The sequence below is a fragment of the Mesorhizobium sp. M7A.F.Ca.US.005.03.1.1 genome (genome assembly GCF_003997975.1).
Classification (GTDB): Bacteria; Pseudomonadota; Alphaproteobacteria; order Rhizobiales; family Rhizobiaceae; genus Mesorhizobium; species Mesorhizobium ciceri.
This window is the reverse complement of sequence record NZ_RZRO01000010.1, coordinates 60,714-84,335: the sequence shown is the minus strand read 5'-3', so window position 1 is coordinate 84,335 and position 23,622 is coordinate 60,714. Positions and strand designations below refer to the sequence as shown.

At 62.4% G+C, this 23,622-nt stretch carries 25 protein-coding genes; 13 read left to right on the top strand and 12 right to left on the bottom strand.

Annotated features, from left to right (window positions below; translation table 11 throughout):
- The first annotated feature begins 4 nt into the window (after window positions 1-4).
- Together EN990_RS07305 and EN990_RS07300 are read left to right on the top strand one after the other, a co-directional pair.
- Entirely contained in the window at window positions 5-1,036 is a 1,032-nt protein-coding gene (locus EN990_RS07305) for an Ldh family oxidoreductase (RefSeq protein WP_127384514.1), read from the top strand.
- A gap of 35 nt (window positions 1,037-1,071) precedes the next feature.
- Window positions 1,072-2,097, top strand: coding sequence for a proline racemase family protein (locus EN990_RS07300; RefSeq protein WP_127368258.1), 1,026 nt, complete (start codon window positions 1,072-1,074; stop codon window positions 2,095-2,097).
- A 51-nt stretch (window positions 2,098-2,148) separates the two neighbouring features.
- Here EN990_RS07300 and EN990_RS07295 read toward each other — a convergent pair whose 3' ends face one another.
- The 5 genes from EN990_RS07295 to EN990_RS07275 are packed head-to-tail and all read right to left on the bottom strand — an operon-like array spanning window position 2,149 to window position 6,376.
- Window positions 2,149-2,949, bottom strand: coding sequence for a 5-oxoprolinase subunit PxpA (locus EN990_RS07295; protein WP_164753414.1), 801 nt, complete (start codon window positions 2,947-2,949; stop codon window positions 2,149-2,151).
- A gap of 11 nt (window positions 2,950-2,960) precedes the next feature.
- Entirely contained in the window at window positions 2,961-3,356 is a 396-nt protein-coding gene (locus EN990_RS07290; protein ID WP_127368257.1) for a biotin attachment protein, read from the bottom strand.
- Window positions 3,346-4,719, bottom strand: coding sequence for an acetyl-CoA carboxylase biotin carboxylase subunit (accC, locus tag EN990_RS07285; RefSeq protein WP_127368256.1), 1,374 nt, complete (start codon window positions 4,717-4,719; stop codon window positions 3,346-3,348). The genes EN990_RS07290 and accC overlap by 11 nt, the downstream gene beginning before the upstream one ends.
- 5 nt (window positions 4,720-4,724) lie before the next feature.
- Window positions 4,725-5,165: an acetyl-CoA carboxylase biotin carboxyl carrier protein subunit gene (locus EN990_RS07280; protein ID WP_127384515.1), complete on the bottom strand. Its 441-nt coding sequence runs from the start codon at window positions 5,163-5,165 to the stop codon at window positions 4,725-4,727.
- A gap of 8 nt (window positions 5,166-5,173) precedes the next feature.
- Window positions 5,174-6,376, bottom strand: coding sequence for a pyridoxal phosphate-dependent aminotransferase (locus EN990_RS07275; RefSeq protein ID WP_127368254.1), 1,203 nt, complete (start codon window positions 6,374-6,376; stop codon window positions 5,174-5,176).
- A 183-nt stretch (window positions 6,377-6,559) separates the two neighbouring features.
- Here EN990_RS07275 and EN990_RS07270 point away from each other — a divergent pair, with 183 nt between their 5' ends.
- On the top strand, window positions 6,560-7,738 hold the full coding sequence (locus tag EN990_RS07270; protein WP_127368253.1) for an FAD-binding oxidoreductase: 1,179 nt from the start codon (window positions 6,560-6,562) through the stop codon (window positions 7,736-7,738).
- A 106-nt stretch (window positions 7,739-7,844) separates the two neighbouring features.
- Complete coding sequence (locus tag EN990_RS07265) at window positions 7,845-8,498, top strand: GntR family transcriptional regulator (protein ID WP_013525162.1); 654 nt, start codon at window positions 7,845-7,847, stop codon at window positions 8,496-8,498.
- A gap of 55 nt (window positions 8,499-8,553) precedes the next feature.
- On the opposite strand, the gene EN990_RS07260 is transcribed toward EN990_RS07265, so the two are convergent.
- The 5 genes from EN990_RS07260 to EN990_RS07240 form a co-directional block, all read right to left on the bottom strand.
- Entirely contained in the window at window positions 8,554-9,003 is a 450-nt protein-coding gene (locus tag EN990_RS07260) for a VOC family protein (RefSeq protein WP_013893956.1), read from the bottom strand.
- 6 nt (window positions 9,004-9,009) lie between these two features.
- Window positions 9,010-9,789: an SDR family oxidoreductase gene (locus EN990_RS07255; RefSeq protein WP_127368252.1), complete on the bottom strand. Its 780-nt coding sequence runs from the start codon at window positions 9,787-9,789 to the stop codon at window positions 9,010-9,012.
- Between the two features lie 97 nt (window positions 9,790-9,886).
- Window positions 9,887-11,365 (bottom strand): aldehyde dehydrogenase, encoded by a 1,479-nt coding sequence (locus EN990_RS07250; RefSeq protein ID WP_127388265.1) that lies wholly within the window; start codon window positions 11,363-11,365, stop codon window positions 9,887-9,889.
- 8 nt (window positions 11,366-11,373) lie between these two features.
- Window positions 11,374-11,961: a thiamine pyrophosphate-dependent enzyme gene (locus EN990_RS07245; RefSeq protein ID WP_127368250.1), complete on the bottom strand. Its 588-nt coding sequence runs from the start codon at window positions 11,959-11,961 to the stop codon at window positions 11,374-11,376.
- Between the two features lie 5 nt (window positions 11,962-11,966).
- Window positions 11,967-12,539, bottom strand: a complete 573-nt coding sequence (locus tag EN990_RS07240; protein ID WP_013893952.1) for a thiamine pyrophosphate-binding protein — start codon at window positions 12,537-12,539, stop codon at window positions 11,967-11,969.
- A gap of 100 nt (window positions 12,540-12,639) precedes the next feature.
- Between EN990_RS07240 and EN990_RS07235 the strand changes: the two genes are divergently transcribed.
- The 9 genes from EN990_RS07235 to EN990_RS07195 all read left to right on the top strand — a co-directional run bounded on the left by EN990_RS07235 (window position 12,640) and on the right by EN990_RS07195 (window position 21,666).
- The gene (locus EN990_RS07235) at window positions 12,640-13,575 is read left to right on the top strand and encodes a LysR substrate-binding domain-containing protein (protein ID WP_013893951.1); all 936 of its coding nucleotides are present in this window, start codon (window positions 12,640-12,642) and stop codon (window positions 13,573-13,575) included.
- A gap of 104 nt (window positions 13,576-13,679) precedes the next feature.
- Window positions 13,680-14,828 carry an acyl-CoA dehydrogenase family protein gene (locus tag EN990_RS07230; protein ID WP_127368249.1) on the top strand — a complete coding sequence of 383 codons (1,149 nt, stop codon included), beginning with the start codon at window positions 13,680-13,682 and terminating at the stop codon, window positions 14,826-14,828.
- 11 nt (window positions 14,829-14,839) lie between these two features.
- Window positions 14,840-15,580 carry an NAD(P)H-dependent oxidoreductase gene (locus tag EN990_RS07225; RefSeq protein ID WP_127368248.1) on the top strand — a complete coding sequence of 247 codons (741 nt, stop codon included), beginning with the start codon at window positions 14,840-14,842 and terminating at the stop codon, window positions 15,578-15,580.
- On the top strand, window positions 15,573-16,703 hold the full coding sequence (locus EN990_RS07220; protein ID WP_127368247.1) for a CaiB/BaiF CoA-transferase family protein: 1,131 nt from the start codon (window positions 15,573-15,575) through the stop codon (window positions 16,701-16,703). Before EN990_RS07225 ends, EN990_RS07220 begins: the two co-directional genes overlap by 8 nt.
- An 11-nt stretch (window positions 16,704-16,714) precedes the next feature.
- The gene (locus EN990_RS07215) at window positions 16,715-17,557 is read left to right on the top strand and encodes a MaoC family dehydratase N-terminal domain-containing protein (protein WP_013893947.1); all 843 of its coding nucleotides are present in this window, start codon (window positions 16,715-16,717) and stop codon (window positions 17,555-17,557) included.
- Window positions 17,551-18,363: a CoA ester lyase gene (locus EN990_RS07210; RefSeq protein WP_127368661.1), complete on the top strand. Its 813-nt coding sequence runs from the start codon at window positions 17,551-17,553 to the stop codon at window positions 18,361-18,363. Before EN990_RS07215 ends, EN990_RS07210 begins: the two co-directional genes overlap by 7 nt.
- Before the next feature lie 25 nt (window positions 18,364-18,388).
- On the top strand, window positions 18,389-20,080 hold the full coding sequence (locus EN990_RS07205; protein ID WP_245469169.1) for an MmgE/PrpD family protein: 1,692 nt from the start codon (window positions 18,389-18,391) through the stop codon (window positions 20,078-20,080).
- Window positions 20,073-21,029, top strand: coding sequence for a hypothetical protein (locus tag EN990_RS07200; protein WP_127368660.1), 957 nt, complete (start codon window positions 20,073-20,075; stop codon window positions 21,027-21,029). The genes EN990_RS07205 and EN990_RS07200 overlap by 8 nt, the downstream gene beginning before the upstream one ends.
- A 55-nt stretch (window positions 21,030-21,084) precedes the next feature.
- Window positions 21,085-21,666, top strand: a complete 582-nt coding sequence (locus tag EN990_RS07195; protein WP_164766090.1) for a restriction endonuclease — start codon at window positions 21,085-21,087, stop codon at window positions 21,664-21,666.
- 504 nt (window positions 21,667-22,170) lie between these two features.
- Here EN990_RS07195 and EN990_RS07190 read toward each other — a convergent pair.
- Both EN990_RS07190 and EN990_RS07185 read right to left on the bottom strand, forming a co-directional pair.
- Window positions 22,171-22,407: a hypothetical protein gene (locus tag EN990_RS07190; RefSeq protein WP_024503153.1), complete on the bottom strand. Its 237-nt coding sequence runs from the start codon at window positions 22,405-22,407 to the stop codon at window positions 22,171-22,173.
- 130 nt (window positions 22,408-22,537) lie between these two features.
- Window positions 22,538-23,527 (bottom strand): LysR family transcriptional regulator, encoded by a 990-nt coding sequence (locus tag EN990_RS07185; protein WP_127368662.1) that lies wholly within the window; start codon window positions 23,525-23,527, stop codon window positions 22,538-22,540.
- Window positions 23,528-23,622: the final 95 nt, after the last annotated feature.

Below are 23,622 nucleotides of genomic sequence, written 5' to 3'. Positions count from 1 at the left end.
AGAAATGACCAACACCACGATCACCATCGATGCCCTGCATGAGCGCGTCGATGCAATTTTCCGCAAGGCTGGACTGAACCCCATCCAGGCCAGCGCCATCACAAGGGTCATCGTTGCGGCGGAACGCGATGCTTGCAAGTCACATGGTGTCTACCGCATTGAAGGCGCCCTGCGGACGATCAGGGCGGGTAAGGTAAACCCGAACGCGGAGCCCGAATTGTTGCCGCAAGATGCTCCCGCCATCATCAAAGTGGATGCGAAGGGCGGCTTCGCCAACCCGGCCTTCGAACTGGGTCTGCCGGTGCTGGTCGAGCGGGCACGTTCGTGCGGCATTGCCGCGCTTGCGATCAACGATGCCGTCCATTTTTCCGCCCTTTGGGTGGAAGTCGAAGCCTTGTCGCAGGCAGGCCTTGCCGGCCTGGCCATGTGTCCGAGCTACGCCACGGTCGCCCCGACCGGCGGCAACGGACCGTTGCTGGGTACCAATCCTTTTGCCTTTGGCTGGCCGCGCGAAGAACAGCCGCCCTATGTTTTCGACTTCGCGACCTCGGTTGCCGCGCGAGGTGAGATCGAGCTCCACCGCCGGGCAGGCAAGTCGCTGCCGGAAGGCTGGGCCATGGATTCGGACGGCAGGCCAACGACCGACCCCGAAGCTGCCCTGTCGGGCGCTATGCTTCCCTTCGGCGGGCACAAGGGTTCCGCCATCGCGACGATGATCGAGTTGCTCGCCGGGATCATGATCGGCGATCTGACCAGCCCCGAGGCGCTCCATCTGCTCGGCACCACGACGCTTTATCCGTCCCACGGAGAATTGATCATCGCTTTCTCGCCACAAGCTTTTTCCTCGAGCCGCCCCGGCAATCCGTTGGACCGTGCCGATGCCCTGTTCGAGGCGATCCTTGGCCAGGGTGCACGGCTGCCCTCACAGCGGCGGTTCATTGCCCGAGCAGCATCGGAGAGTGGCGGCATCAGCCTCTCAGCCCAGGAGATCGAACAGCTCGACCGTTTTCTCGAGAGAGGACTCGGCGGCGTATGAAGTGAAGCTATGATCATAAAGGGGAATGGAGAAAAATGCGCTGGTCAAGAACGTTCACGGTCGTCGGCTGCCATGCCGAGGGCGAAGTCGGCAACGTGATCACCGGCGGCATCATGGACGTGCCCGGCAAGACCATGTTCGAAAAGAAGGAGTATCTGCAAGAGCATATGGATGACATACGCGGGCTCGTTCTCTTCGAGCCGCGCGGCGCGCCCTACGTCAACGCCAACATCATCCTGCCGCCTTGCGATCGCTCGGCCGACCTCGGCTATGTGATCCTCGAAAGCACTGAATACCCGCCCATGTCGGGCTCCAACACCATCTGCGTCGCCACCGTGGCGCTGGAGACGGGCATGGTGCCTATGAAGGAACCCGAGACGCGGCTGCGCATGGAGGCACCCGCAGGCATGATCGAGGTGCGCTGCCTCTGCGAGAATGGCAAGGTGAAGCAGGTGGAGTTCACCAATGTGCCGGCTTTCGCAGTCCACCTCGACACGCCAGTCGAAGTCGAGGGACTTGGCACGATCACCGTCGACACCTCCTATGGCGGCATGACTTTCGCCCATGTCAATGCGCGCGCACTAGGGTTCGCTGTCAAACCCGACGAGGCACACCAGATGTCGCTGATCGGCCAACGCATCAAGAAAGCCGTCAACGAGCAGCTCGTTGTCGTGCATCCGGAGAACCCGAAGATCCGCGATGTGTCCAACGTGATTTTCGAAGGTCCCATCGAGCGCGTCGACGGGCGCGTGGAAAGCATCAACGGCACGGTATGCCTGCATGGCAGGCTCGACCGCTCGCCGACAGGCACCGGCACCACCGGGCGACTGGCGGTGATGTCGGCAAAGGGCCAGATCGCCAAAGGCGAGCTGTTCCGCAACAGGTCGATCATCGGGACCCATTTCGATTCCCGCGTGATCGCCAATGCGCACGTCGGCGACCGCGACGCGGTCGTGGTCACCATCGCTGGACAGGCCTGGATCACCAGTATTGGCCAATATGGCCTCGACCCGACAGACCCTTATCCACGCGGCCATCGCCTCAGCGACGTCTGGTTCTGAAACGGACGCGGCCGTGCCCTCGGCGCGGCCGCGTAACCCGTTCGGCCGCGCTCAGGCCGCGAACGCTCTGACCCTGACGCCGCTCGCCTCCAGTCGTTTCCTGACGCACGCGGCGATGGCGACGGCCGCTGGCGTGTCACTGTGGACACAGATTGAATCGATCGGCGTCTGCAGCATCTGGCCGGAAAGCGTCTCGATCGCGCCTTGCTTGACCATCCGCACGACCCGTTCAGCAGCCTTCTCGGCATCGTGGATGACGGCGCCCTCCAGCTTGCGCGATACAAGAAACCCTTCCTCCGTATAGGCGCGGTCGGCGAAGATTTCGGACCTGACCGCCAGGCCAGCGTCACGCGCGATCCTGTCCTGGAAGCCGAGCGCAATGGCCAGGCAGATCAGGCCGGGATCGACGGCCTTGACCGCGCGCGTCACCGCTTCGGCGACGCCACGATCGGTCTGGGTAAGATTGCCCAGCGCGCCATGCGCTTTGACGTAGCGGATCGGGTGGCCGGCATAGGCGGAGAGCGCCTGTGCCGCGCCGATCTGGTAGGCGACCAGCCTTTCGATCTCATCCATGGAATGCGGGATTACGCGGCGTCCGAACCCCCACAGATCGGCGAAGCTCGGATGCGCGCCAACGGCGACGCCCTTGTCGCGCGCCATCGAGAACGTGGCCGCCATGATCTCGGGGTCACCGGCATGAAAGCCGCAGGCCACATTGGCGGAGCTGACGATGTCGAGGATAGCCGCATCGTCGCCGAGCCTGTAGGCTCCAAAACCCTCCCCCATGTCGGAATTGATATCGACCTGCAATCCTTCGGCCGGCACGGCGCTTTCCTCAGTGGTTCGAACCATAGCCTTTGCCTTCACACCAGTTCGTAGAGCGGCGTGCCGTAACCGACGACCGCTCCGTCCTTGATCAGTGCCGCGCCGAGCACGCCGTCTGCCGGCGCGAGCACGGCCTTCAGGCATGGGCCGACCTGCAGCACGCCGACCGTCTCGCCCTTGCGGACCGTCTGGCCAGGTCCGGCAACAGGGTGGCCGGTCGTTGGATGATCAATACGGAGCACGCCGACTCCGGGCGCACGCACGCCCTTGAAGACCGTTTCGGGCACCGGCGCTTCGGCCGCAGCCGCAGGTGTTTCGCCAACAACGGCCTGCATATGCAGCCGCAGCGAAAAGCCGGCCTCCGACACTTCGATCTCGCCTATGCCGGCGCTTGCGCACCAGGCGGTCAGCCTTTCGATCTCCTCAATCGTCATCGCAGCCTCGTCCCTGGAGCAGACCGCCTTCAATGAGATGTTCGAGATGATGGATGTCGAAGCCTCCGGCGGCGAAGCCGGGCTCCTCCATCAGGATACCGTGCAGCGGCGCATTGGTGGCGATGCCGACTGCCTCCATCTCGCCCAGCGCCCCGCGCATGCGCCGGATAGCCTCGGCCCGCGTCGCGCCATGCGCCAGGAGCTTCGCCACCAGCGAATCGTAGTGCGGCGGCACGGTGTAGCCGGAGTAGAGATGCGATTCGACGCGGATACCGGGACCGCCGGGCGGCGTCCAGCGCTCGACCCGGCCCGGATGCGGCCGAAAGCTGTAGGGATCTTCAGCGTTGATGCGGCATTCCACGGCGTGGCCCTGAATGCGGATGTCTTCCTGGCTGAACGACAGCGGCTCGCCCCGGGCGATGCGGATCTGTTCGCGCACGATATCGATACCGGTGACGAGCTCGGTGACGGGATGCTCCACCTGCACGCGGGTGTTCATCTCGATGAAAGAGAAGCGCCCGTCCTCGTAGAGGAATTCGAACGTGCCAGCGCCTGTATAGCCGATGGTCAGGCATGCGCGGGCACAGAGGTCGCCGATTTCGCCAATCGCCTCGCGGGCGATGCCGGGCGCCGGCGCCTCCTCGATGATCTTCTGGTGGCGGCGCTGCATGGAGCAATCCCGCTCGCCGAGCCAGACAGCCCTACCGTGCTTGTCCGCCAGAATCTGGATCTCGATATGGCGCGGCTGCTCGAGGAATTTTTCCAGATAGACTTGCGGGTTACCGAAGGCCCGGTCCGCCTCTTTCACCGCCATGGAAACGGCTTCCATCAGAGCCTGCTCATCGCGAGCGATACGCATGCCGCGCCCGCCCCCGCCACCCGCTGCCTTGACGATGACCGGATAGCCGATTGCCTCTGCAATGGCGCGCACCTCTTGCTCATCCTGCGGCAGCGCGCCCTCCGAGCCCGCAACGCAGGGAACGCCGGCGGCTATCATGGTGCGCTTGGCGGAGACCTTGTCTCCCATGGTACGGATCGCCGTCGCGGATGGCCCGACGAAGATGAGGCCGGCGTTTTCGACAGCCTCGGCGAAGGCGGCGTTCTCCGAAAGGAAACCATAGCCAGGATGGATCGCGCCCGCGCCGGTGAGTTGCGCGGCCGCGATGATCTCGGCGATGTTGAGATAGCTCTCCGTCGCGGCAGCCGGTCCGATGCAGATCGCCTTGTCCGCCAGTGCGACATGGCGAAGGCTTGCATCGGCCTCCGAGTGCGCCGCCACCGTTTTCAATCCGAGATCGCGGCAGGCGCGCAGGATGCGCAGCGCGATTTCACCGCGGTTGGCGATCAGGACGGTATCGAACATCGCCCTCAGCCCTCATCTTCCAGCACGAACAGCACGTCGCCGGACTGCACCGCTGCATGGTCGTCGAACGCGATCTGGACGATCCGCCCAGCGCGATCGGATTCCACGACATTGAACGTCTTCATGGCTTCGAGGACACCGATTTTCTGCCCCTCCGCGACCACATCGCCAACGGCAACCAGCGGCGGTTCGCCTTCGGTGCCGGAGCGGTAGAACACGCCCGTCAGCGGCGCGCGGATCGAATGGCGTGCGATGGGCAGAGATGTCGACGTCTGATCTGGGGAACGGACCGTTACGTCAGGCCCAGGCTGCACCTGCGACGCGGATTGCGCCGACGCCGTAGGCCTGGACATGCGGACGCGAACGCCGTCGCGCTCGATCTCCAGTTCGGCAATGGGCGAACGCGAGACAAATTCGATCAGCTTCTGGACGAGCTCGAGATCCATCGCCGGCCCTACCGCAGCGCTTCGACAGCCTCGGCGATGCGTCCGATCGCTTTTTCGATCAGGTCCATCGACGTGGCTATGGAAATGCGGAAATGCGGCGACAGGCCGTAGGCAGAGCCCTGCACCACCGCGACTCGCGCCTGATCGAGTAGGTAGAGCGAGAAGTCGTCGTCGCTGCCGATGGGAGTGCCGTCGGGGCGGCGACGGCCGATCAGGCCCGAGCAGTTGGGATAGAGATAGAAGGCGCCCTCGGGCGTCTGGCAGGTGAGGCCGGGAATCTTGCGCAGCAGTTCCAGAGCGCGGTCGCGCCGAGCCTGGAATTCGAGCGCCCGAGGGCGAAGAAAGTCCTGGGGACCTTCCAGAGCGGCAATGGTCGCGGCCTGCGAGATGGATGACGGGTTCGACGTGCTTTGGCTCTGCACGGTCGCCATGGCGCGGATCAGCGCTTCCGGCCCGCCGGCATAGCCGATCCGCCAGCCGGTCATGGCATAGGCCTTCGATACCCCGTTCACTGTGAGCGTACGGTCCTTCAGCCGCGGCTCGACGCCGGCGATGGTATGGAAGGTACGTCCATCGAACAGGATATGCTCGTAGATGTCATCGGTCAGCACGTGGACGTGGCGCTGGTCGAGCAGTACTTCGGCGAGGCCAGCGAGTTCGTCGCGGCTGTAGACGGCGCCTGTCGGGTTGGATGGCGTGTTGAGCAGAAGCCACTTGGTGCGCCCGGTGATCGCGGCTCGCAGGGCTTGCGGCGTCAATTTGAAGCCCTGCGCCTCCGTGCAGGGAACGACCACGGGCTTACCTTCGCCGAGCAGGACGATATCGGTGTAGGAAACCCAATAGGGCGCTGGGACAACCACCTCGTCACCCGGGGCCAGCGTTGCCAGCAGGGCGTTGTAGATGATCTGCTTGGCGCCCCCCGCGACGCTTATTTGCGAAGGCTTGTAGTCGAGGCTGTTCTCGCGCCTGAATTTTTCGGCCACCGCCTTCTTCAGCGCGGTGGTGCCGTCGACCGCCGTATAGCGCGTCTCCCCCCTGAGCATCGCCTCGTAGGCCGCCTCGACGATGTGCGGAGGCGTGGGAAAATCCGGCTCGCCGGCGCTCAGGCTGATAACGTCGATGCCGGCCGAGCGCATTTCGATTGCCCGCGCGGTGACCGCCATGCTCGGACTTGGCTTGATGACGTCGAGACGGGGAGCGATGAGGCCCACGGAACAATCCTCGGCATGTAAGATATTTGCTACAGATTGGATAATGTATTCTGACTTTCGCGTCAAACCCCTTTTTCTGCGTCGAAGACCGGGGTATGTCTCATCCTGGAGGTGGGTCGATAGAGGAAAGTATCCAATCCTTGGTCGCCACGGATGATATTCGAAATAGGGAACACGATTGGAATGGGCACAAACTATGATGTGGTGATCGTTGGCGGAGGCGTTGTCGGCAGCTCGATCGCCTACTTCCTGTCAACCAACCCGGATTTCGACGGCAGGATCGCGGTGATCGAGCGGGACCCCTACTACACGGCCTCCTCGTCTTCCTTGTCGACCAGCGCCATCCGCCAGCAGTTCGGCACGGCGCCCAACATCGCGATGTCGAAGTTCAGCATCGACTTCCTGCGCCAGGTGAAGACGCGGCTAGCAATTGGCGACGAGTTGGCCGACATCGGCCTGCATGAGCCCGGTTATCTGGTGCTGGCGACGCCCGAGCGGGCCGACGCGCAGCGTGCCAAGAACCGCGTTCAGCGCAGCATGGGCGTCGACGCCGAACTGATCGAGCAGGTCGATCTGGCGCAACGCTTCCCGTGGCTCAACACGGACGATCTCGCGCTTGGCTCGCTTGGCCTTGGCAGCGAAGGCTGGTTCGACGGTCCTGGCCTGATGCAAGCATTCCGTCGCAAGGCGCGCACACAGGGCGTGGACTATCTTGCCGCGACAGTGACCGGACTGACCATGGCATCTTCCGGCAAGGTGGGTGAAGTGCTGCTGGACAATGGCGACCGGCTTGCCGCCGGCACGGTGATCAACGCGGCCGGGCCATGGAGCGCGGGCATTGCCAGGATGGCCGGCGCCGAACTGCCGGTCGTCCCGAGCAAGCGCTGCGTCTTCGTCTTCGAAACGCCGGCAAGGATCGAAAACTGCCCCTTCATCTTCGACACAAGCGGCCTCTGGCTGCGGCCGGAAGGTCAGCTCTTCCTGTGCGGTGTTCCGCCGGTGCGCGAGAACGAGCCGGACGATTTTGGACTGGATGTGGACTACGACCTGTTCGACGAGTTGATCTGGCCGGCGCTGGCCCATCGTGTGCCCGGCTTCGAGCAATTGCGCATGCTGCGCGCCTGGGCGGGACTCTACGAGTACAACACCTTCGACCACAGCGGCATCATCGGCCGGCATCCTGAGGTCTCGAACTTCATCCTGGCCACCGGCTTCAGCGGCCACGGCATGATGCATGCGGCGGCGACCGGGTCGGGCGTCAGCGACCTCATTGCCTACGGCGAGTACCGCTCCATCGACCTTTCGGCCTTCCGCTACGAACGGATCGCCAGCAATAAGCCTATCGAGGAACATGTCTACTGAAGCGAAACGGGCGACATGGCATCGCAGTGACAACGGTGCTATGCGTCCACTTCTTCAATCAAAACGGCGCCAGTCGACAAACAAGGCGGCCGCCCTAGGCTGATTCATGCTCGTACAGAAGAAAACCATCTCGACCCAGGTCGCCGATGCCATCAGGCAGAAGATCCTGATCGGCGAATACGAGGCCAACTTCCAGCTGCGGCAGGAACATCTGGCCACCGAGTTCGGCGTCAGCCGAATTCCGGTGCGAGAGGCGCTGCATCAGCTTCATTCGGAAGGCTTCGTCACGCTGGTTTCCCACAAGGGCGCCGTCGTCACCTCCATTTCCCTGGACGAGATCCTCGAGCTCTACGAATTGCGGGCCCGGATCGAAACATGGCTATTGGCCCTGGCCATTCCAAGGATGACGGAGGCCGACCTCGCGCTGGCCCGCGAGCGCGCAAAACAGCATCAGGAGCAGGGCAAGACCGGCGAGTACTCGAACCAGCTCAACTGGAATTTCCACGCCGCGCTCTACCAGCCGTCCGGCCGCAAGGCGACGATCGAACTGGTGGGGCGCATCTACCAGCAGCTGGAACGCTACACACGCATGATGGTGACGCTAACCGAGATCCAGGCCCAGTCCGACCGCGACCACTGGCAACTCATCGACCTGTGCGAAGCCAAGGATACGCTGCGCGCCGTCGGCCTGTTGGAAATGCATATCATCACCAGCGGCAAATTCCTGGTCGACCGGCTTCAGGAATTGCGGGGAAGCTGACGGCCCCGTCGTTCCTGGGCCTCATCGACCTCCCCAATCCTTTGCGTTGGTGGAATCATTTGCCAGGCAGATTGGTCGCCCGCGTCAGCAGGATCACGCCTGCCTTTTCGGCTGTGTCGTAGTAGGTGAAGCCGGTGCGGTTTTCCCGGCGCCCGCGCATCAGCACGGAAAGCCCGTCGGTTTTCGCCTTGGCTTCGGCTGCATCCGCATCGCGGACCTCAAAGCCGATATGGAATACGCCTTCACCCTTGGTATCGAGATGGATGCGCTGCAGTGAGGGATCATGGCTCGGCTGGCAGAGTTGCAGCTGGACGTTCGGCAGGTTGCAGATCCGGTATTGCATGGCATGGAAACCCTTCGGACTTGGGACCTCGAGTTCTTCGTACTCCGCCAGCGGCGGATAGGATTCCCATGGCCCAATGCCGATGGAGTCGTAATAGGCCTGGGCCTTGTCGATATCGTGCACGACGATGCAGAGATGATGCAGCTTATCGAAGTTACCCATATTCTCTCACTCCTTGATCGGGACCGTATAGTTGAGAACGCGGCGCCCCCCGTCGGGGTAGATCGTCTCGCCGGTGATGTAGGAAGCGTCGTCGCTGGCCAGGAACGCCACGACCGAGGCGATCTCGGCTGCCGTGCCGAGGCGGCCGAGCGGTGTGCGCGAAAGAACCGCCCGTCGCATTTCTTCCGAATCGATGAATGTCCCGTCCATGACCATGTCCGTGGCGATGGTGCCCGGGCCGACACCGACCACGCGGATGCCGTGGGGAGCGAAGGCAACAGCCGCGGTACTGGTGACCTGGTTCATGCCGCCCTTGGAGATCGCGTAGGTGGCGACGCGTGGATTGGCGAGGCCTGAATTGATCGACGACATGTTGATGATGACACCGCCTCCACCCTGCGCGATCATCTGGCGGGCTGCGGCCTGGGTGCCCAAGAACGCGCCCTTCAGATTGACGGCGAGAACCCTGTCGTAGTCCGCCTCTGTGATGTCGAGAAAGTCCTGGACCGGAGCGATGCCGGCATTGTTGACCATGATGTCCACACGGCCGAACTTCGCCACCGCCGCCGCAACCAGCCCATCGACCTGCTCCTTCTTGCTGACATCCGTAACGACCGCCAGGACGCTGTCGGGGGTGCCGATTTTCACGGCACATTTTCTCAGTTCCGTCGCATCGATGTCGCCAAGCACGAGCTTCGCGCCCTCGGCCAGAAACCGTTCCGCGCAAGCGCGTCCGATGCCGCGCGCCGCGCCTGTGACAACAGCCACCTTTCCTGCCTGTCTCATGTCCAATCCCTCGATCATTATAAGTCGACCCCCGTCTCAGTGAGCGGTGTGCCGAGCTTGGCCACGGATAAGGATAATTCTCCCACCGAAGCCTACCCTATCGGATCACGAAGGGATTGGCGGTCTTGCCCGCCGTATCTATCCACACCGTCTTGGTCTGCAGATAGGCATTGATGGCCTCCTGCCCGCTCTCGCGACCGATACCGCTCCTCTTGTAGCCGCCGAAGGGCGCCATATAGGAGACGGCGCGGTATGAATTGATCCAGACCATTCCCGCTTCCATCACGGCCGCGCCGCGCAGCGCCCGGCCCATGTCGCTGGTCCATATCCCGGCCGCCAGCCCATAGGGGCTGTCATTGGCAATGGCGAAGGCCTCGTCCTCGTCGTCAAAGGGGATGACGGACAGGATCGGCCCGAACACCTCCTCACGCGCGATCCGCATGGTGTTGTTCACGCCGGTGAAGATGGTCGGCTCGACGAACCAGCCCTCGGCCAGTTCACTGGACGCAGGCTTGCCGCCACCGAGCACGCATAGTGCGCCCTCGCGGCGTGCTATGCCGAGATAGGACAGCACCTTCTCGCGCTGGGCTTGCGTGGTGATCGGCCCCACCTGCGTCTCGGCCAGAGCGGGATTGCCCAATCGAGCACTGGCCGCCAGCGTTATGACGCCCTCCACGAACCGGTCATGGATCTTGCGATGCACCAGCAGGCGCGAACCCGCGATGCAGGTCTGGCCGCCGGCAGCGAAAATGCCTGAGATCGCGCCGTTGACCGCGCTCTCGATATCGGCGTCGTCAAAGACGATGTTGGCCGATTTGCCGCCAAGCTCCAGCGTGACGGTCTTGAGCTGGTCGGCAGCCGCTCGATAGACTGCGATCCCGCCGGGCTCACCGCCGGTGAAGGCTATCTTGGCGACGTCGGGGTGGGCAACGAGCGGCACGCCGACATCGAGCGGCATGCCGGTAACGGTGTTGACCACGCCTGGCGGGAACCCAGCGTGCGCAAACAGTTTCACGAACTCCAGCGTCGAGGCCGATGCGTGTTCGGACGGTTTGATGACGACGGTGTTGCCGGCCGCCAGCAGCGGCGCTAGCTTCCAGGTCAGAAGCAAAAGCGGCGAATTCCAGGGCACGATGGCTGCAATGACACCCAGCGGCTCGTGGCGGGGGAAGGCGAACATGCCAGCCTTGTCGATCGGCAGCACCGCCCCTTCGATCTTGTCGGCAAGACCGCCGAAATAGCGGAACCATTCCGGGATATAGCGCAGCTGCGCCGTCATTTCGGTGAGCAGCTTGCCATTGTCGCGCGTCTCGATGGCGGCAATGCGCTCCGCGTTGTCGGCGATCAGGTCGGCCATCCGCACGAGCAGCTTGCCACGCGCAGTGGCGGTGATGCCGGCCCATTCCTTCGACCGGAATGCCGCCTTGGCGGACGCCACGGCAGCGTCCACCTGGGCTGCTCCCCCACGCGGGATCAGCGCCCAGGGCCTGCCGGTGAACGGATCATGGCTCTCGAATGTATCGGCTGTCGATTGCAGCCGACCGCCGACCGTGTTCTGGAAACTGACCAGCGCCATATCGGTCCTCAACAAGTGGCAAAGCCCAGATGAGCGCGAAAGCGGTTCTTAACCTCGACCGCGTCGCGCGGTGGCAGCGAGCGCGGCAGGTTCTCGGCGGTGATTTTCAGCACGAAAAGGCGTGGACCTTCGGCCGGGCGACGCAGCTCTTCACACAGCGTGTCGACCTCCTCCAGCGAGCGCAACTCGGCGGTTTTCGAAAACCCGCAAGCGGCCGCGACCTTGTCGAAACCGATGCCGCGACCGGTATGGCTCGACTGCATGCCCGTCTCGCCGAAATGCTGGTTGTCGAGCACGATCAGGTCGAGATTGCTGGGCCGCGCCACCGAAATCGTCGCCAGCGAGCCGAACGCCATGAGCTGTTCCCCATCACCAGTAATCACCATGACCCGCTTGTCGGGCTGGGCCTGGGCAAGCCCGAGACCGATCAGTGCAGCACCCCCCATGGCGCCCCAGAGATAGTAGTTGTCGTTGCGGTCACCGGCGGCGTGCACGTCGTAGGTCGGCGAGCCGAGACCGGTCACGACCAATGCGCCGTCGCGGGCGTCAAGGAGTTTCTTCACCGCAACCCGGCGGTCCATTGTCGGTAAATTCATCTCATTCACCACTTCTTCTTGCCGAGCAGGCGCTGCCCGATCAGCACCGCGATCTGTTGATCGGCGTCAAAAGCCATCAGGGCTGCCTGAGCCACCGTCTCCACGAGGTCTGGACCAGTCTCGGCGCGCAGCACCTTGAGGCCGATCGATTTCAGCGAGGCTTCCGTCGCCTGCCCCATCGGCACCTGCCAGGGGTTGAACTCGGCCCATTCGCCTCTCATCGTCACCAGAACGAGCAAGGGGAAGCGTGCCTGCACGGGAAGCGACAGCATGTTTATACAGTTGCCGACCCCTGACGATTGCATGAGCACGACGCTCCGCTTGCCGCCGAGCCAGGAGCCGGCGGCGACGGCGATGCCCTCTTCTTCCGTCGTCAGCACGTTGGCGACGACCTCGGGATCCGCGCTGAAGCGTCGGATCAGGGTCGTATGTCCAGCATCGGGCACATAAGACATGTGGCTGATGCCGGCAGCCTTGAGCACATCATAGACCTGATCTGGCCACTGCTTTTCAGACGCCGCCGGAGCGGCCCCAGGCGTTGCTGTTTCCGGATGTTTTGCTTCTACGCTCGCCGTCACGTTGGAACTCCGAGATTTGGATTGGCATCAGGTTATCTCGGCTATCCGATCTAATCGTCGTCTCTTTCTTGTGATCAGATATAATGATATTCGATAGCTTATGGAGTTATCGCAACTGCGTACGCTGATCCACGTCGCCGAACTCGGGAGCCTGAGCAAGGCTGCCGATCGGCTACACATCGCGCAGCCTGCCCTCAGCCGGCAGGTGCGCATGCTGGAGGAGGAACTGGGCTTTGCCCTGTTCGTGCGCCACGGCCGCGGCATGGTGCTGTCTGAGCAGGGCAAGCAGGTGCTGACGCACGCCATGCGCGTGATGGCAGAGATCGATGAGATCCGTGCCACGGCCACGCCAGCCGACGCGCCGCTCACCGGTGAAGTGGCCATCGGTCTGCCACCCACCGTCGCGGACATTATTTCGCTGCCGCTGGCTGCCGCCTTCGCCAAGAACCATCCCAAGGCGAAGCTGAGGCTTGTCAGCGCCTACACCGGCTATTTGCTCGACTGGATGCACCGAGGCGAGGTGGACGTCGCCGTGCTGTACGACCCGCGCATGGCGCGTTCGTTGCGCTCGCGCCCGTTGCTTCTGGAAAATCTCTTCCTGATTGGGCCGCCTGATGCGGGGTTTTCAACCGTGCGCGCGGTATCGTTCGCCTCGCTTGCCGGCAAGCGCCTGCTGCTGCCCAGCATCAAGCACGGTCTGCGCATCATCGTAGAACGCTGTGCCACGGATGCCGGCATCACGCTCGATGTCGGCATCGAGGCGGATTCCTACGCCGCGCTGAAGGACCTAGTGCGCAACGGCCATGGCTGGACGATCCTGCCGCTCGCTCCTATCCATGCCGATGTAACCGCGGGGCTGCTCACCGCCGCGCCGCTGATCGATCCCGTGCCGGTGCGCCGCCTGATCCTTGCATATCCGGCAGACCGACCTGCCTCTCGGCTGGCGCGGTTTGCCGGACAAGCAATAGAGGACATCGCCAAGGACCTCGTAGGGCGGGCGATCTGGGTTGGCCAACTCCTCGGCCCCTCGCTGTAAGCATTCGAATTCCGTTATGTCTGCTCACGCCAGCTTTGCGTTGCTGACAGGACGCGGCGGCGCGATAGTGAGGCCCGCAGCACGACGAAAGCCGGACAAACCCCATGGAATACTATCAGGACATTCGCGATGCCGTCGCCCGGCTGTGTGCGCGCTTTCCCGGAGAATACTGGCGCGCGCTCGACAGGGACATGGCCTATCCCCGCGAGTTCGTCGAAGCATTGACGGAGGCTGGTTGGCTTTCGATCCTGATCCCGGAGGCGTATGGCGGCTCGGGCCTGCCGCTTTCGGCCGCCGCCGCCGTGCTGGAGGAAATCCAGCGCGCCGGCTGCAATGGCGGCGCCTGCCATGCCCAGATGTACACGATGGGCACGCTTGTTCGCCACGGCTCTGAAGCCCAAAAGCAACGATACCTGCCGAAGGTCGCCGCGGGAGAATTGCGTCTGCAGGCCTTCGGCGTCACCGAACCGACCAGCGGCACCGACACCGGCGCTCTCAAGACCACTGCTCGCCTCGACGGCTATCATTTCGTAGTCAAGGGCCAGAAGATCTGGACCAGCCGCGCCGAGCATTCGGATTTGATGCTGCTTCTGGCGCGGACCACGCCGCTCAAGGATGGCATGAAGAAGGCCGACGGTCTCTCCGTCCTCATCGTCGACATGCGCGAAGCCGTTGGCAAGGGCCTCACCATCCGGCCGATCCGCACGATGATGAACCATGCCACCACCGAAGTCTTCTTCGACGACCTGCGCGTGCCGGCCGAAAACCTGATCGGCGAAGAGGGAAAGGGATTCCGCTACATCCTCTCGGGCATGAACGCCGAGCGCATCCTGATCGCAGCCGAATGCGTCGGCGATGCGAAATGGTTCATCGAAAAGTCGAGCGTCTACGCGAAGGAAAGGCATGTGTTTGGCCGAGCGATCGGCCAAAACCAAGGCGTCCAGTTCCCAATCGCAAGGGCCTACGCCAACATGCGCGCGGCCGAATTGATGGTGCGCGAGGCGCTGAACCTCTACGAGGCCGGCAAGAACCCCGGTGCCGAAGCGAACATGGCCAAGATGCTGGCGGCCGACGCCTCTAACGAAGCCGCCAATGTCTGCATCCAGACGCATGGCGGCTTCGGTTTCGCGGAAGAGTACGATGTCGAGCGCAAATTCCGCGAGACGCGTCTTTATCAGGTCGCGCCGATCTCGACCAACCTCATCCTGTCATACCTTTCCGAGCACGTGCTTGGACTGCCGCGTTCCTACTAGGAGTTGCCGCCGTGAACGTCCTCATCGTCTACGCCCACCCGGAAGCAAGATCCTTCAACGGCGCCATGAAGGATATGGCCGTGGAAACACTGACCCGCGCAGGTCACGATGTGGTCGTCAGCGACCTCTATGCGATGGGTTTCAATCCTGTCGCAGGGCCGGGCGACATATCAGGCGAGCGCAACGATCCGGACTTTTTCAGCCTGCCGCGCGAGCAGACCGCGGCGTACGAGGCCGACGCGCTTTCAGCCGACATCATCGCCGAGATCGAAAAGCTGAAACAAGCGGACTTCGTGCTGTTCCAGTTCCCGGTTTGGTGGTTCGGACTGCCCGCAATGCTCAAGGGCTGGGCCGACCGTGTGTTCGCGCGCGGTTTTGCGTATCTGCCGGGGCGCAAATACGACACCGGCATGTTCAAGGGAAAGCTCGCCATGGTGGCCGCCACCACGGGCACATCGGCCGACACCTATGCGCCCGATGGCATCGATGGCGACATCCTCACGGTGCTGTGGCCGATCCACAATGGCCTGCTTCGCTACTCAGGCTTCGACGTGTTGCCGCCCTTCGTCGCCTATATGCCGGGCCGTGTCGGCGACGATGGCCGCAAGGCCTATCTGGAAGCCTATAGCAAGCGGCTAGAGGACATGGACGGCACGCCGCGGCTTTTCTTCCACGCCGCCGAGGACTACGGCAAGAACGAGCGGCTAAAACCAGGCGTGCTGGCGCGCTCGGGGGTACAGCGCAATGTCTGACGGCACCCGCCCGCTGGAGGGTCTGTTCGTCGTTTCGATCGAGCAGGCGGTCGCCGCTCCGCTCTGCACGGTTCGCCTCGCCGATGCCGGGGCGCGCGTCGTGAAGATCGAGCGTCCGGAAGGCGAAACCGCGCGTCATTACGATTCCACCGTTGAAGGCATGTCGGCTTACTTCGTCTGGCTCAACCGCGGCAAGGAAAGCGCGGTTCTCGACCTGAAAGCCGAGGACGACCTCGCTCTCCTGCAGCGGATGGTGGCGCGCGCGGATGTTCTCGTGCAGAATCTCGCGCCGGGCGCCATCGACAGGCTCGGCCTCTCCGCCGATGTGATTGCGGAAAGGTTCCCCCGGCTGATTGCCATCAACATCGTCGGCTACGGACAGGACACGCCTTACGCCGCGATGCGCGCCTACGACATGCTGGTGCAGGCGGAAAGCGGCATCTGTGCCGTCACTGGCACGCCGGACACGCCGAGCAAGATCGGGGTTTCCGCCGCCGACATCGCCACCGGAATGAATGCGCATGCAGCGATCCTCGAAGCCTTGTTGGCGCGCGAGAAGACCGGGCGCGGCCGCATTGTCGAAATCGCCATGTTCGACGCCATGGCAGACTGGATGACCGTGCCGCTGCTCCACTACGAATATGCGGGCCGCGAGACGCAGAGATATGGCTTGGCACACGCTTCGATCTACCCCTATCGACCTTATGCCTGTCGGGATGGCAGCGTGGTCGTGTCCATCCAGCAGAACAATGAATGGAAGCGCTTCTGCACCATCGTGCTGCAAAGGCAGGATTTGTTCGCCGACGAACGCTTCGCCACCAATGCCCGGCGGGTGGCCAACCGCACGGCGCTCGACGCCGAGATCGAACCGATCTTCGCGGCAATCGACTGCGAAGAGGCCATCGACCGTCTCAACGGTGCGCAGATCGCCTGGGGCCGGGTGAGCGCTATGCACGACCTGCCGCGCCACAAGGCATTGCGCCGGACAGAGGTGGCGCTGCCGGACGGCAGGCGCATCTCCGTGCCCATGCCGGCAGGGCGGTCGGAGGGATTCGCAACGGTCCCAAGCGTTCCCGCCCTTGGCGCCGACACGGACCGGATCCGGTCCGAATTCGCCGCCTGACGAGGGAGCCCATGACTCTGGACACGAGCACGCTGCAGGAATGGGTTGGACGCACCCACGAGGTCGAGGATGTTGTCACCCCGCGCCTGCTGGCCAGCTTTGACGCCACGCTCGGGGACCACGCAGCGCAAACCGCCGGGAGCACGGCCCCGCCCGGACTGCACTGGTGCCTGACGCCCGATATTGCCGACAGGCGCAAACTCGGACCTGACGGGCACCCCACCAAAGGCGGCTTCCTGCCGCCGGTGCCGCTTCCGCGCCGCATGTGGGCTGCCAGCGATGTCCGTTTCATAGCGCCGATCCGCTCCGGCGACCGCATCCGCCGTCGCTCGACATTGACCGCCATCGAGGAGAAGCAGGGCCGCACCGGCCCGCTCACCTTCGTCATGGTCCGGCACGACATTGCCAACGACGCTGGCCCGGTGATCGAGGAGGACCAGACCATTGCCTATCGCGCCGCCGGCGCTACGGCAGCGACCCCTGCCCCGCCGGGAACTCCACCCCCGGCGGCATCGAACGAGCGCTGGGTTGACGTGGATCCGGTGCTACTCTTTCGTTACTCCGCGCTGACGTTCAATGGGCATCGTATCCACTACGACGCGCCTTACGCCACAACGGTCGAGGGTTATCCCGGGCTCGTCATCCATGGCCCGCTGCAGGCGACGCTGCTCCTGAACTTTGCCACAGCCATTTTCGGCTCCTCGCCGCGCCGTTTCTCGTTCCGGGGCGTGCATCCGGCGACCAGACCGCAACGTCTGCTTCTGAGCGCAACGTGTCCGGGCAATGACGGCATGGCTCTCGAGGTACGGTCGGCCGACGGCCATGTGACGGTGAAGGCCACGGCGCAATGGTGAGCTTCGTCACGCCTGTCGTGCCGCTTTTCGTGCCGGGCTCGCGGCCGGACCGGTTTGCCAAGGCCGACAACAGCGGCGCGGATGCGGTCATTCTCGACCTTGAGGATGCCGTCGCTCCTGGCGACAAGGACCGCGCCCGGGACGCAGTTGTTGGTTATGCAGCCAGGCTGAAATCTCCAGTCATCGTCCGCATCAACCCCGTTGGCACCCCGTGGCACGAAGCGGACATCGACGCCGTGCGGCGCTTCGATGGCGTCTCCATTATGCTGTCCAAGGCCGAGCGCGCGGAAGACATTGCCGATATGGCCAGGCACATAACACGCAACGTATCCGTCATCGCGCTCGTCGAGAGTGCTGTCGGCCTCGCCAACCTGCCGGATATATTGGCGACGCCCGACGTCGTTGCCGTCGCTTTCGGCTCGGTCGACTTCTCGCTCGATCTCGGTTGCGCGCATGACCGGTTGACCCTGCTTGCGGCTCGCAACGAACTTGTCTGGCGCTCGCGCGCGGCTGGCCGTGCCGCGCCGATCGACGGCGTGACGACAGACCTGAGCAGTCCCGAAATCACCGAGGATGACGCCCGCCATGCTATGAAGATGGGCTTCGGTGGCAAGATGGCGATCCATCCGAGGCAGATCGAGCCGATTCGCGTTGCTTTTCGCCCGAGCGACAATGAAATCATCTGGGCACGTGACATCGTCGGCGCAGCTTCGTCCGGTGAAGCTGTCCAGGTGAACGGCGAAATGGTGGATCGGCCGGTCATCGAGCGCGCAAGGCGGATCCTGCGCCGGGCCGCTTTGGTCTAAAGGGCATGCAGATGAGGAACAGCGGATGAGCCTGGACACCGCCGATCGGCCGACAGCCAGGCTTTGCGCCTTCATCGCCGAGCTCGAGTTCGAGCAGATTCCGCCGCGCGTCGTTCGTTTCGCAAAAGGACTGATGATCGACTGGCTCGGCTCAACCCTCGCCGGCAAGGGCGCGCGCCAAGTCGAGATCATCGACGGCTTTGCTCGTGCAATGGGGCCGGCGGACGGCCCAAGTCTCGTCATCCCGACGAGACGACGCACGAGCCCCTACTTCGCGGCGATGGTCAATGCCGCGGCCTCCCATGTGGTGGAGCAGGACGACGTTCACAACGGCTCGGTCTTTCACCCGGCTGCGGTGATCTTTCCAGCCGTTTTGGCGGTTGCGGAAGCAGAGGGGAAGACCGGGCGTGAAATCCTGACTGCTTGCATCGCCGGCTACGAGGTTGGCATCCGGGTCGGAGAGTTCCTAGGGCGGTCACATTACCAGATCTTCCACACAACGGGCACGGCCGTCACTGTCGCCGCGGCCGCCGCTGTCGGGAAGTTGATCGGGCTGGACGCGGCCGGCATCAACCATGCACTGGGCTCCGCCAGTACCCAGGCAGCGGGGCTCTGGGAATTGCTGCGCGACGCCGCCGATTCCAAGCAGCTTCATACTGCGCGTGCGGCCGCCAACGGCCTGTGTGCTGCCTTCTTGGCTCGCGATGGCTTCAAGGGGGCCGCGCAGATCCTTGAAGGGAAGAAGGGCATGGCGGCCGGCATGTCCAGCGATGCCGTTCCGGCCCGTCTGACGGATGGCCTCGGCAGCCGTTGGGCAACGGAGGAGACATCCTTCAAATGGCATGCCTCCTGTCGCCACACCCATCCGGCAGCCGACGCACTTCAGCTGCTCATGCGCCGCGAGGGGCTCGGCCCGGACGACATCGCGGAGGTGGTCACCCAAGTCCACCAGGGCGCCATCGATGTCCTGGGTGCGGTGGACATCCCTCAGACGGTCCACCAGGCGAAGTTCTCCATGGGCACGGTATTGGGGCTCATCGCCGTCAATGGCGTCGCCGACCTCGACGCGTTCGAACGCCAGGCACTTGCCGACGCTGGCGTAACGCGCTTCCGCTCGAAGGTGCGTATGGAATTCGAGATCGACAGCCTTTACGCTATTGCTTCGTTGAATGACGTCTGCCGCCGCCTCGGCAAATCCATCGACCATTCGAGGGTCTGGAATATTCAAGCGATTCCGCCGACGCTTCGTGAAGCGCTGACGATTGCAGCGAAGCACGTCAACGATGATATCGTGCATCCGCCCACCGGCATCTCGAACATCTCGGAGTGGTGTAAGAAAGATCAGTGCTGGACTCGTTTGCAGGGCACGCTGGACAAGCTTGAGGCCGCTTTGCCTGACGAATTTTTCGAAGACCTCCTGTCGCTGGAAGAACAGGGCGAAGAGCGCAAGGACGCCAAAGTCACTCAGAAAATTGACAACGGAATCGAGGCGCAGAAGCGAGTTTTCGATATCCCTGCCCATCAGTGGAGGACGATCATGCAAGAACTGGGGCGCAAACGCGTGCTGACACCCAGAGAGACCGGCGTGCTGCAGGTTGCTGTGCAGATGCCCGCGAAGATTCCGACTGAAAAGCAGTGCCTTGTTCTCATAGGGGTGCTGGAGAAGGCCAGGAATGAGGGGCTGGTTGCGTTGGCAGCGGAGGAGGAGGATGCCTGAGATTCACCGCCATCAGCGCATCTCCTGCCGAGGCCGCCGGGCTGCTGGGCATATGACCCGCATTCAGTTTGATCTCGCATCCCTGAAGCTTTCGGACCTCGGCGCCATTGATTTGTCCGGAGCGGAGACGGTCGCCGTCCTAATCCCGATGCGCAGTATCGGCCGGACTAATGAGCATATCGATATATGCTGGGACTATGTGGAGGCATCATGGGCCGCGGAGAACATGGCGGCGGAAGCCGGCAGTGCCGAGGTAGCCGAGGAGTACTTCGCTGAGGCATATCTCACACGGCTGAGACTTACCCTGACGGATATCGGTCCGGGTTTCCGGGGACGGCTCGAAAATGTCGTCGTCGTGTTTCAGGCGCAACAGGACGACGGGTCAGGCGAAGGAGAGAGTTACCAAAGCCTACGCGACGCAATAGCTGATTACGAGGAATCGCTGGCCGACTGTGATCCACGTCTTCCGGAGCTGGTCGAATCCTACTTTGCCAACTTCCTTTCGGGCGCTATACACCAGATGCGCTATGATGCGCCGGATTACTACGACGAGCTGGTCAAAAAACATCCCGAGTATGAACTTGGCTTCCACAAGAGCCCTTACAGTGGCCGGCTGGGAGCAGACTGCTACGCTTCCATCGACAGCTGGCTCATTCCGAACGGTGTTGAGCTCGACACGTTCTTCTCTGCGACCGGGCAGAATTACCGCCGGGCCGATTTTGTGGCGGCCGAGGTGCTTGTCATCGCCGGAAAATCTTTTGTCCTTTCCGAAGGCATGGTCGCCTACTTTCCGATGAACCAGTACTTCAAGTCCCGGGTCTGCGCGGGATTCGCACGACGCCATGACGAGGGATATCTGGCCGCCCGATCAATTCGCATGGCTGGATGCGACCTTCACACACTCACCGGTCGGGGAGTACCTCAGGGAGGGCATGCCAGCGGGCCTTAGGGCCCCAGGGCCCCGCGGGGAATCATGTCTGGTTCACAACACCGGAACTCTGATTGTGGTGGATGATGGCACTGACACCCACGTTCTTTATGACACGAAACCGCTCGAAGAGCGGGCCACAAAGAACCTGTATGAAAGAATCTGCGATACGACCCGCTCTCTCACTGCGACGATGGGCCTCTCGGATTCTCTCACTCTCGATTGGAGAAGCCTTAATGACGAGCAATTTGAGCAGCTCTGCTACGATATCCTCTACGCTCATGCGATGTTTGATTCTTCGACAATCAGAAAGCTTGGCAGCTCGCGATCGAGAGACGGCGGACGCGATATCGAGATCATGGAAGCCGCGAGATCAGCCGGAAACAAGGGTCGTAAATGGATTTTTCAGTGCAAACTGACTCAGAGTAATTCGCTGGGCGCGACCAAAGTTCAGGATATCGGCGACATGGTCGATCTGCACGCAGCAGAGGGCTTTGGCGTGATGACCTCGGCGCTAATTGACGCGACGTTATATGATAAGATCGATGGCATCTGCGATAGACGTTCGATCAGGACTCTTAACTTCTCTGTTCTGGAACTAAACCGTGTTCTTGTCAGAAACCCGACGGTCAGGAAGCGATATTTTCCGGACTCGTGATTTAGGCAAGCTAGCTAAGCTCACGGGTGCGAAGCAGACTAGCTGCGTTTACGTATGGCAAACAATGACATATGAGTTCTCAGTTTCATCCTGCCGGGCGCGCCCGAGAGGATTCGAACCGCTGTCAGGTCTGAGGCAAAACATTAAAGGCTGTCTCTTCTGATTTCCCTTCAAGGCGATCAAAGTTACATCCTGAATGTCCGCTAACGATAACGGAAGAGCAAGGAGCTGCCGGTTCGCAATCATCCCCAATCAACCGCTGATCGCATCAAGCAGACGTGAACGGCAAATTTGAGGTCACATAAGAAGGGATAGCACCTGGTGAATGGAGGGCTTTTACGCGGTGCCAAACGGTATAACTTTGGTTTTACACTGTGGTTGATTTCGTTACGAATTTAAAGACCGGCAGGGTCCTTGTTTTACACGTAAGCCGTTGAAATCAGTGCAATAACACCAGCTTCCCGAGCTGAACGCGAGGGTTCGATTCCCGCTACCCGCTCCAGCCTAAGGCGTCAGAACCATTTCAGCGCCTGCCTGTTCGTCGAACACAACCGAGCAGCCTCTCGCCAGCGCCACCGTTGCGAGGGCGTTTGCCGCCGCGTCATCCGATGAAACGAAATCGCCGGTCAACACCCGCAATTCTTCCACGCCTTCAGCCATGGACACGAAATTGCCGACCGATCGATCGTGCTTGCAGGCCTCGATCACGCAAAGCAGGTCGATGATTTCGAAGCTGCGCATGTTCAGCCTCCAGAAGAAATCGTCCCTTGCAAGATCATGAACGCATCGGCGGGAAATAATGTTCCCAGTTCGCTTTCGCTGGCCTCGGCCTGGCGGCGCTTTCGCCGGAGAAGCTTACCTGATCCAGCCATCATCCCACTTCCCTCAGAATGAAGTCGTGCAGCATCTTGGCGGCCGGCGACAGCGCGCGATTCCTCACCGTGATCAGGCTGTAGGGCCTGACCTCGATGTCGAATTCGGTCTGGACGACGTCGATGGCGCCGGCCAGCCCGTCAGGGTTCTGGATGAATTTCGCCACCTGGACAGAGACCGGTGCGATGGCATCGGATTGCGCGACCATGACCAGGGTCAGGAGCAGCGAACTGGTGTTCAGGATACGGTCCGGCAAAGCGATGTTGCGGTTGAGGAAGTTGCTCTCCATCGCCTGGCGCAAGGGCGAGCCGCCAGACTGGAAGACCCAGTCATAGGCGGCGGTGTCTTCCAGCCGCACCACGCTGCCCCTGGTGAGCGGGTGGCCACGGCGCACGATCAGGCAGGCCTTCTCGACGCCGATGACACGGGATTCGAACAGCCGTGGGTTCAAGTCGTCAGGAATGCGCGCGATGATGAAGTCATGGCGCGTGGCGATCAGTTCGCGTGCCAGCACATTGGAGGTCTCGACCTGCATGGTGATCTCGATGCGCGGATAGATGCGGCGGATTTCACGAATTGCCGGCACCGCCAGCTCGATTGCCGGCGCGGTCACGGCACCCAGGAAAACCGAACCACCCTTGCCCGCCTTGAGCTCGGAAATCTCGCGGTCGACCTCGCGCATCTCCAGCAGGATCGAGCGCGCGCGCCTGGCCAAAGCCTTGCCGTACGGCGTCAAGGTGATGCCGCGCGGCAGCCTCTCGCACAGCTTGACCTCCAGCACCGCCTCCATCTCCGCGATCATGCGCGAGGCCGCCGGCTGCGAAATGTTCAGAACCTGGGCTGCCGCGCTGACCCGGCCATGGTCGTCGAGCGCGACGATCATGCGCATATGACGCAGACTGAGACCGCTGCGCAGCAGGGTTTCGCCATCGCCCGGTGCTTCTCTGTAACCATTTGAAGCTGTTGTCGGATTTCCTAGCCGCGCCATCGATTTCCCTGCCTTCTGCTTGTGTACGACCGACATCGGGTCAACCCGTCACGTCGCAATACCTATACCAACGATGATATAGCAACCATCAAAGA

What these genes read in the sequence shown, in the direction of transcription:
- EN990_RS07265 (WP_013525162.1), top strand. Translation starts at nt 7,845, where the DNA reads ATGCTCGTACAGAAGAAAACCATCTCGACCCAGGTCGCCGATGCCATC.
- EN990_RS07300 (WP_127368258.1), top strand. Translation starts at nt 1,072, where the DNA reads ATGCGCTGGTCAAGAACGTTCACGGTCGTCGGCTGCCATGCCGAGGGC.
- EN990_RS07215 (WP_013893947.1), top strand. Translation starts at nt 16,715, where the DNA reads ATGACTCTGGACACGAGCACGCTGCAGGAATGGGTTGGACGCACCCAC.
- EN990_RS07260 (WP_013893956.1), bottom strand. Translation starts at nt 9,003, where the DNA reads ATGGGTAACTTCGATAAGCTGCATCATCTCTGCATCGTCGTGCACGAT.
- EN990_RS07305 (WP_127384514.1), top strand. Translation starts at nt 5, where the DNA reads ATGACCAACACCACGATCACCATCGATGCCCTGCATGAGCGCGTCGAT.
- EN990_RS07230 (WP_127368249.1), top strand. Translation starts at nt 13,680, where the DNA reads ATGGAATACTATCAGGACATTCGCGATGCCGTCGCCCGGCTGTGTGCG.
- EN990_RS07210 (WP_127368661.1), top strand. Translation starts at nt 17,551, where the DNA reads ATGGTGAGCTTCGTCACGCCTGTCGTGCCGCTTTTCGTGCCGGGCTCG.
- EN990_RS07185 (WP_127368662.1), bottom strand. Translation starts at nt 23,527, where the DNA reads ATGGCGCGGCTAGGAAATCCGACAACAGCTTCAAATGGTTACAGAGAA.
- EN990_RS07280 (WP_127384515.1), bottom strand. Translation starts at nt 5,165, where the DNA reads ATGGATCTCGAGCTCGTCCAGAAGCTGATCGAATTTGTCTCGCGTTCG.
- EN990_RS07290 (WP_127368257.1), bottom strand. Translation starts at nt 3,356, where the DNA reads ATGACGATTGAGGAGATCGAAAGGCTGACCGCCTGGTGCGCAAGCGCC.
- accC (WP_127368256.1), bottom strand. Translation starts at nt 4,719, where the DNA reads ATGTTCGATACCGTCCTGATCGCCAACCGCGGTGAAATCGCGCTGCGC.
- EN990_RS07235 (WP_013893951.1), top strand. Translation starts at nt 12,640, where the DNA reads ATGGAGTTATCGCAACTGCGTACGCTGATCCACGTCGCCGAACTCGGG.
- EN990_RS07220 (WP_127368247.1), top strand. Translation starts at nt 15,573, where the DNA reads ATGTCTGACGGCACCCGCCCGCTGGAGGGTCTGTTCGTCGTTTCGATC.
- EN990_RS07270 (WP_127368253.1), top strand. Translation starts at nt 6,560, where the DNA reads ATGGGCACAAACTATGATGTGGTGATCGTTGGCGGAGGCGTTGTCGGC.
- EN990_RS07200 (WP_127368660.1), top strand. Translation starts at nt 20,073, where the DNA reads ATGCCTGAGATTCACCGCCATCAGCGCATCTCCTGCCGAGGCCGCCGG.
- EN990_RS07205 (WP_245469169.1), top strand. Translation starts at nt 18,389, where the DNA reads ATGAGCCTGGACACCGCCGATCGGCCGACAGCCAGGCTTTGCGCCTTC.
- EN990_RS07190 (WP_024503153.1), bottom strand. Translation starts at nt 22,407, where the DNA reads ATGCGCAGCTTCGAAATCATCGACCTGCTTTGCGTGATCGAGGCCTGC.
- EN990_RS07255 (WP_127368252.1), bottom strand. Translation starts at nt 9,789, where the DNA reads ATGAGACAGGCAGGAAAGGTGGCTGTTGTCACAGGCGCGGCGCGCGGC.
- EN990_RS07250 (WP_127388265.1), bottom strand. Translation starts at nt 11,365, where the DNA reads ATGGCGCTGGTCAGTTTCCAGAACACGGTCGGCGGTCGGCTGCAATCG.
- EN990_RS07295 (WP_164753414.1), bottom strand. Translation starts at nt 2,949, where the DNA reads ATGGTTCGAACCACTGAGGAAAGCGCCGTGCCGGCCGAAGGATTGCAG.
- EN990_RS07245 (WP_127368250.1), bottom strand. Translation starts at nt 11,961, where the DNA reads ATGAATTTACCGACAATGGACCGCCGGGTTGCGGTGAAGAAACTCCTT.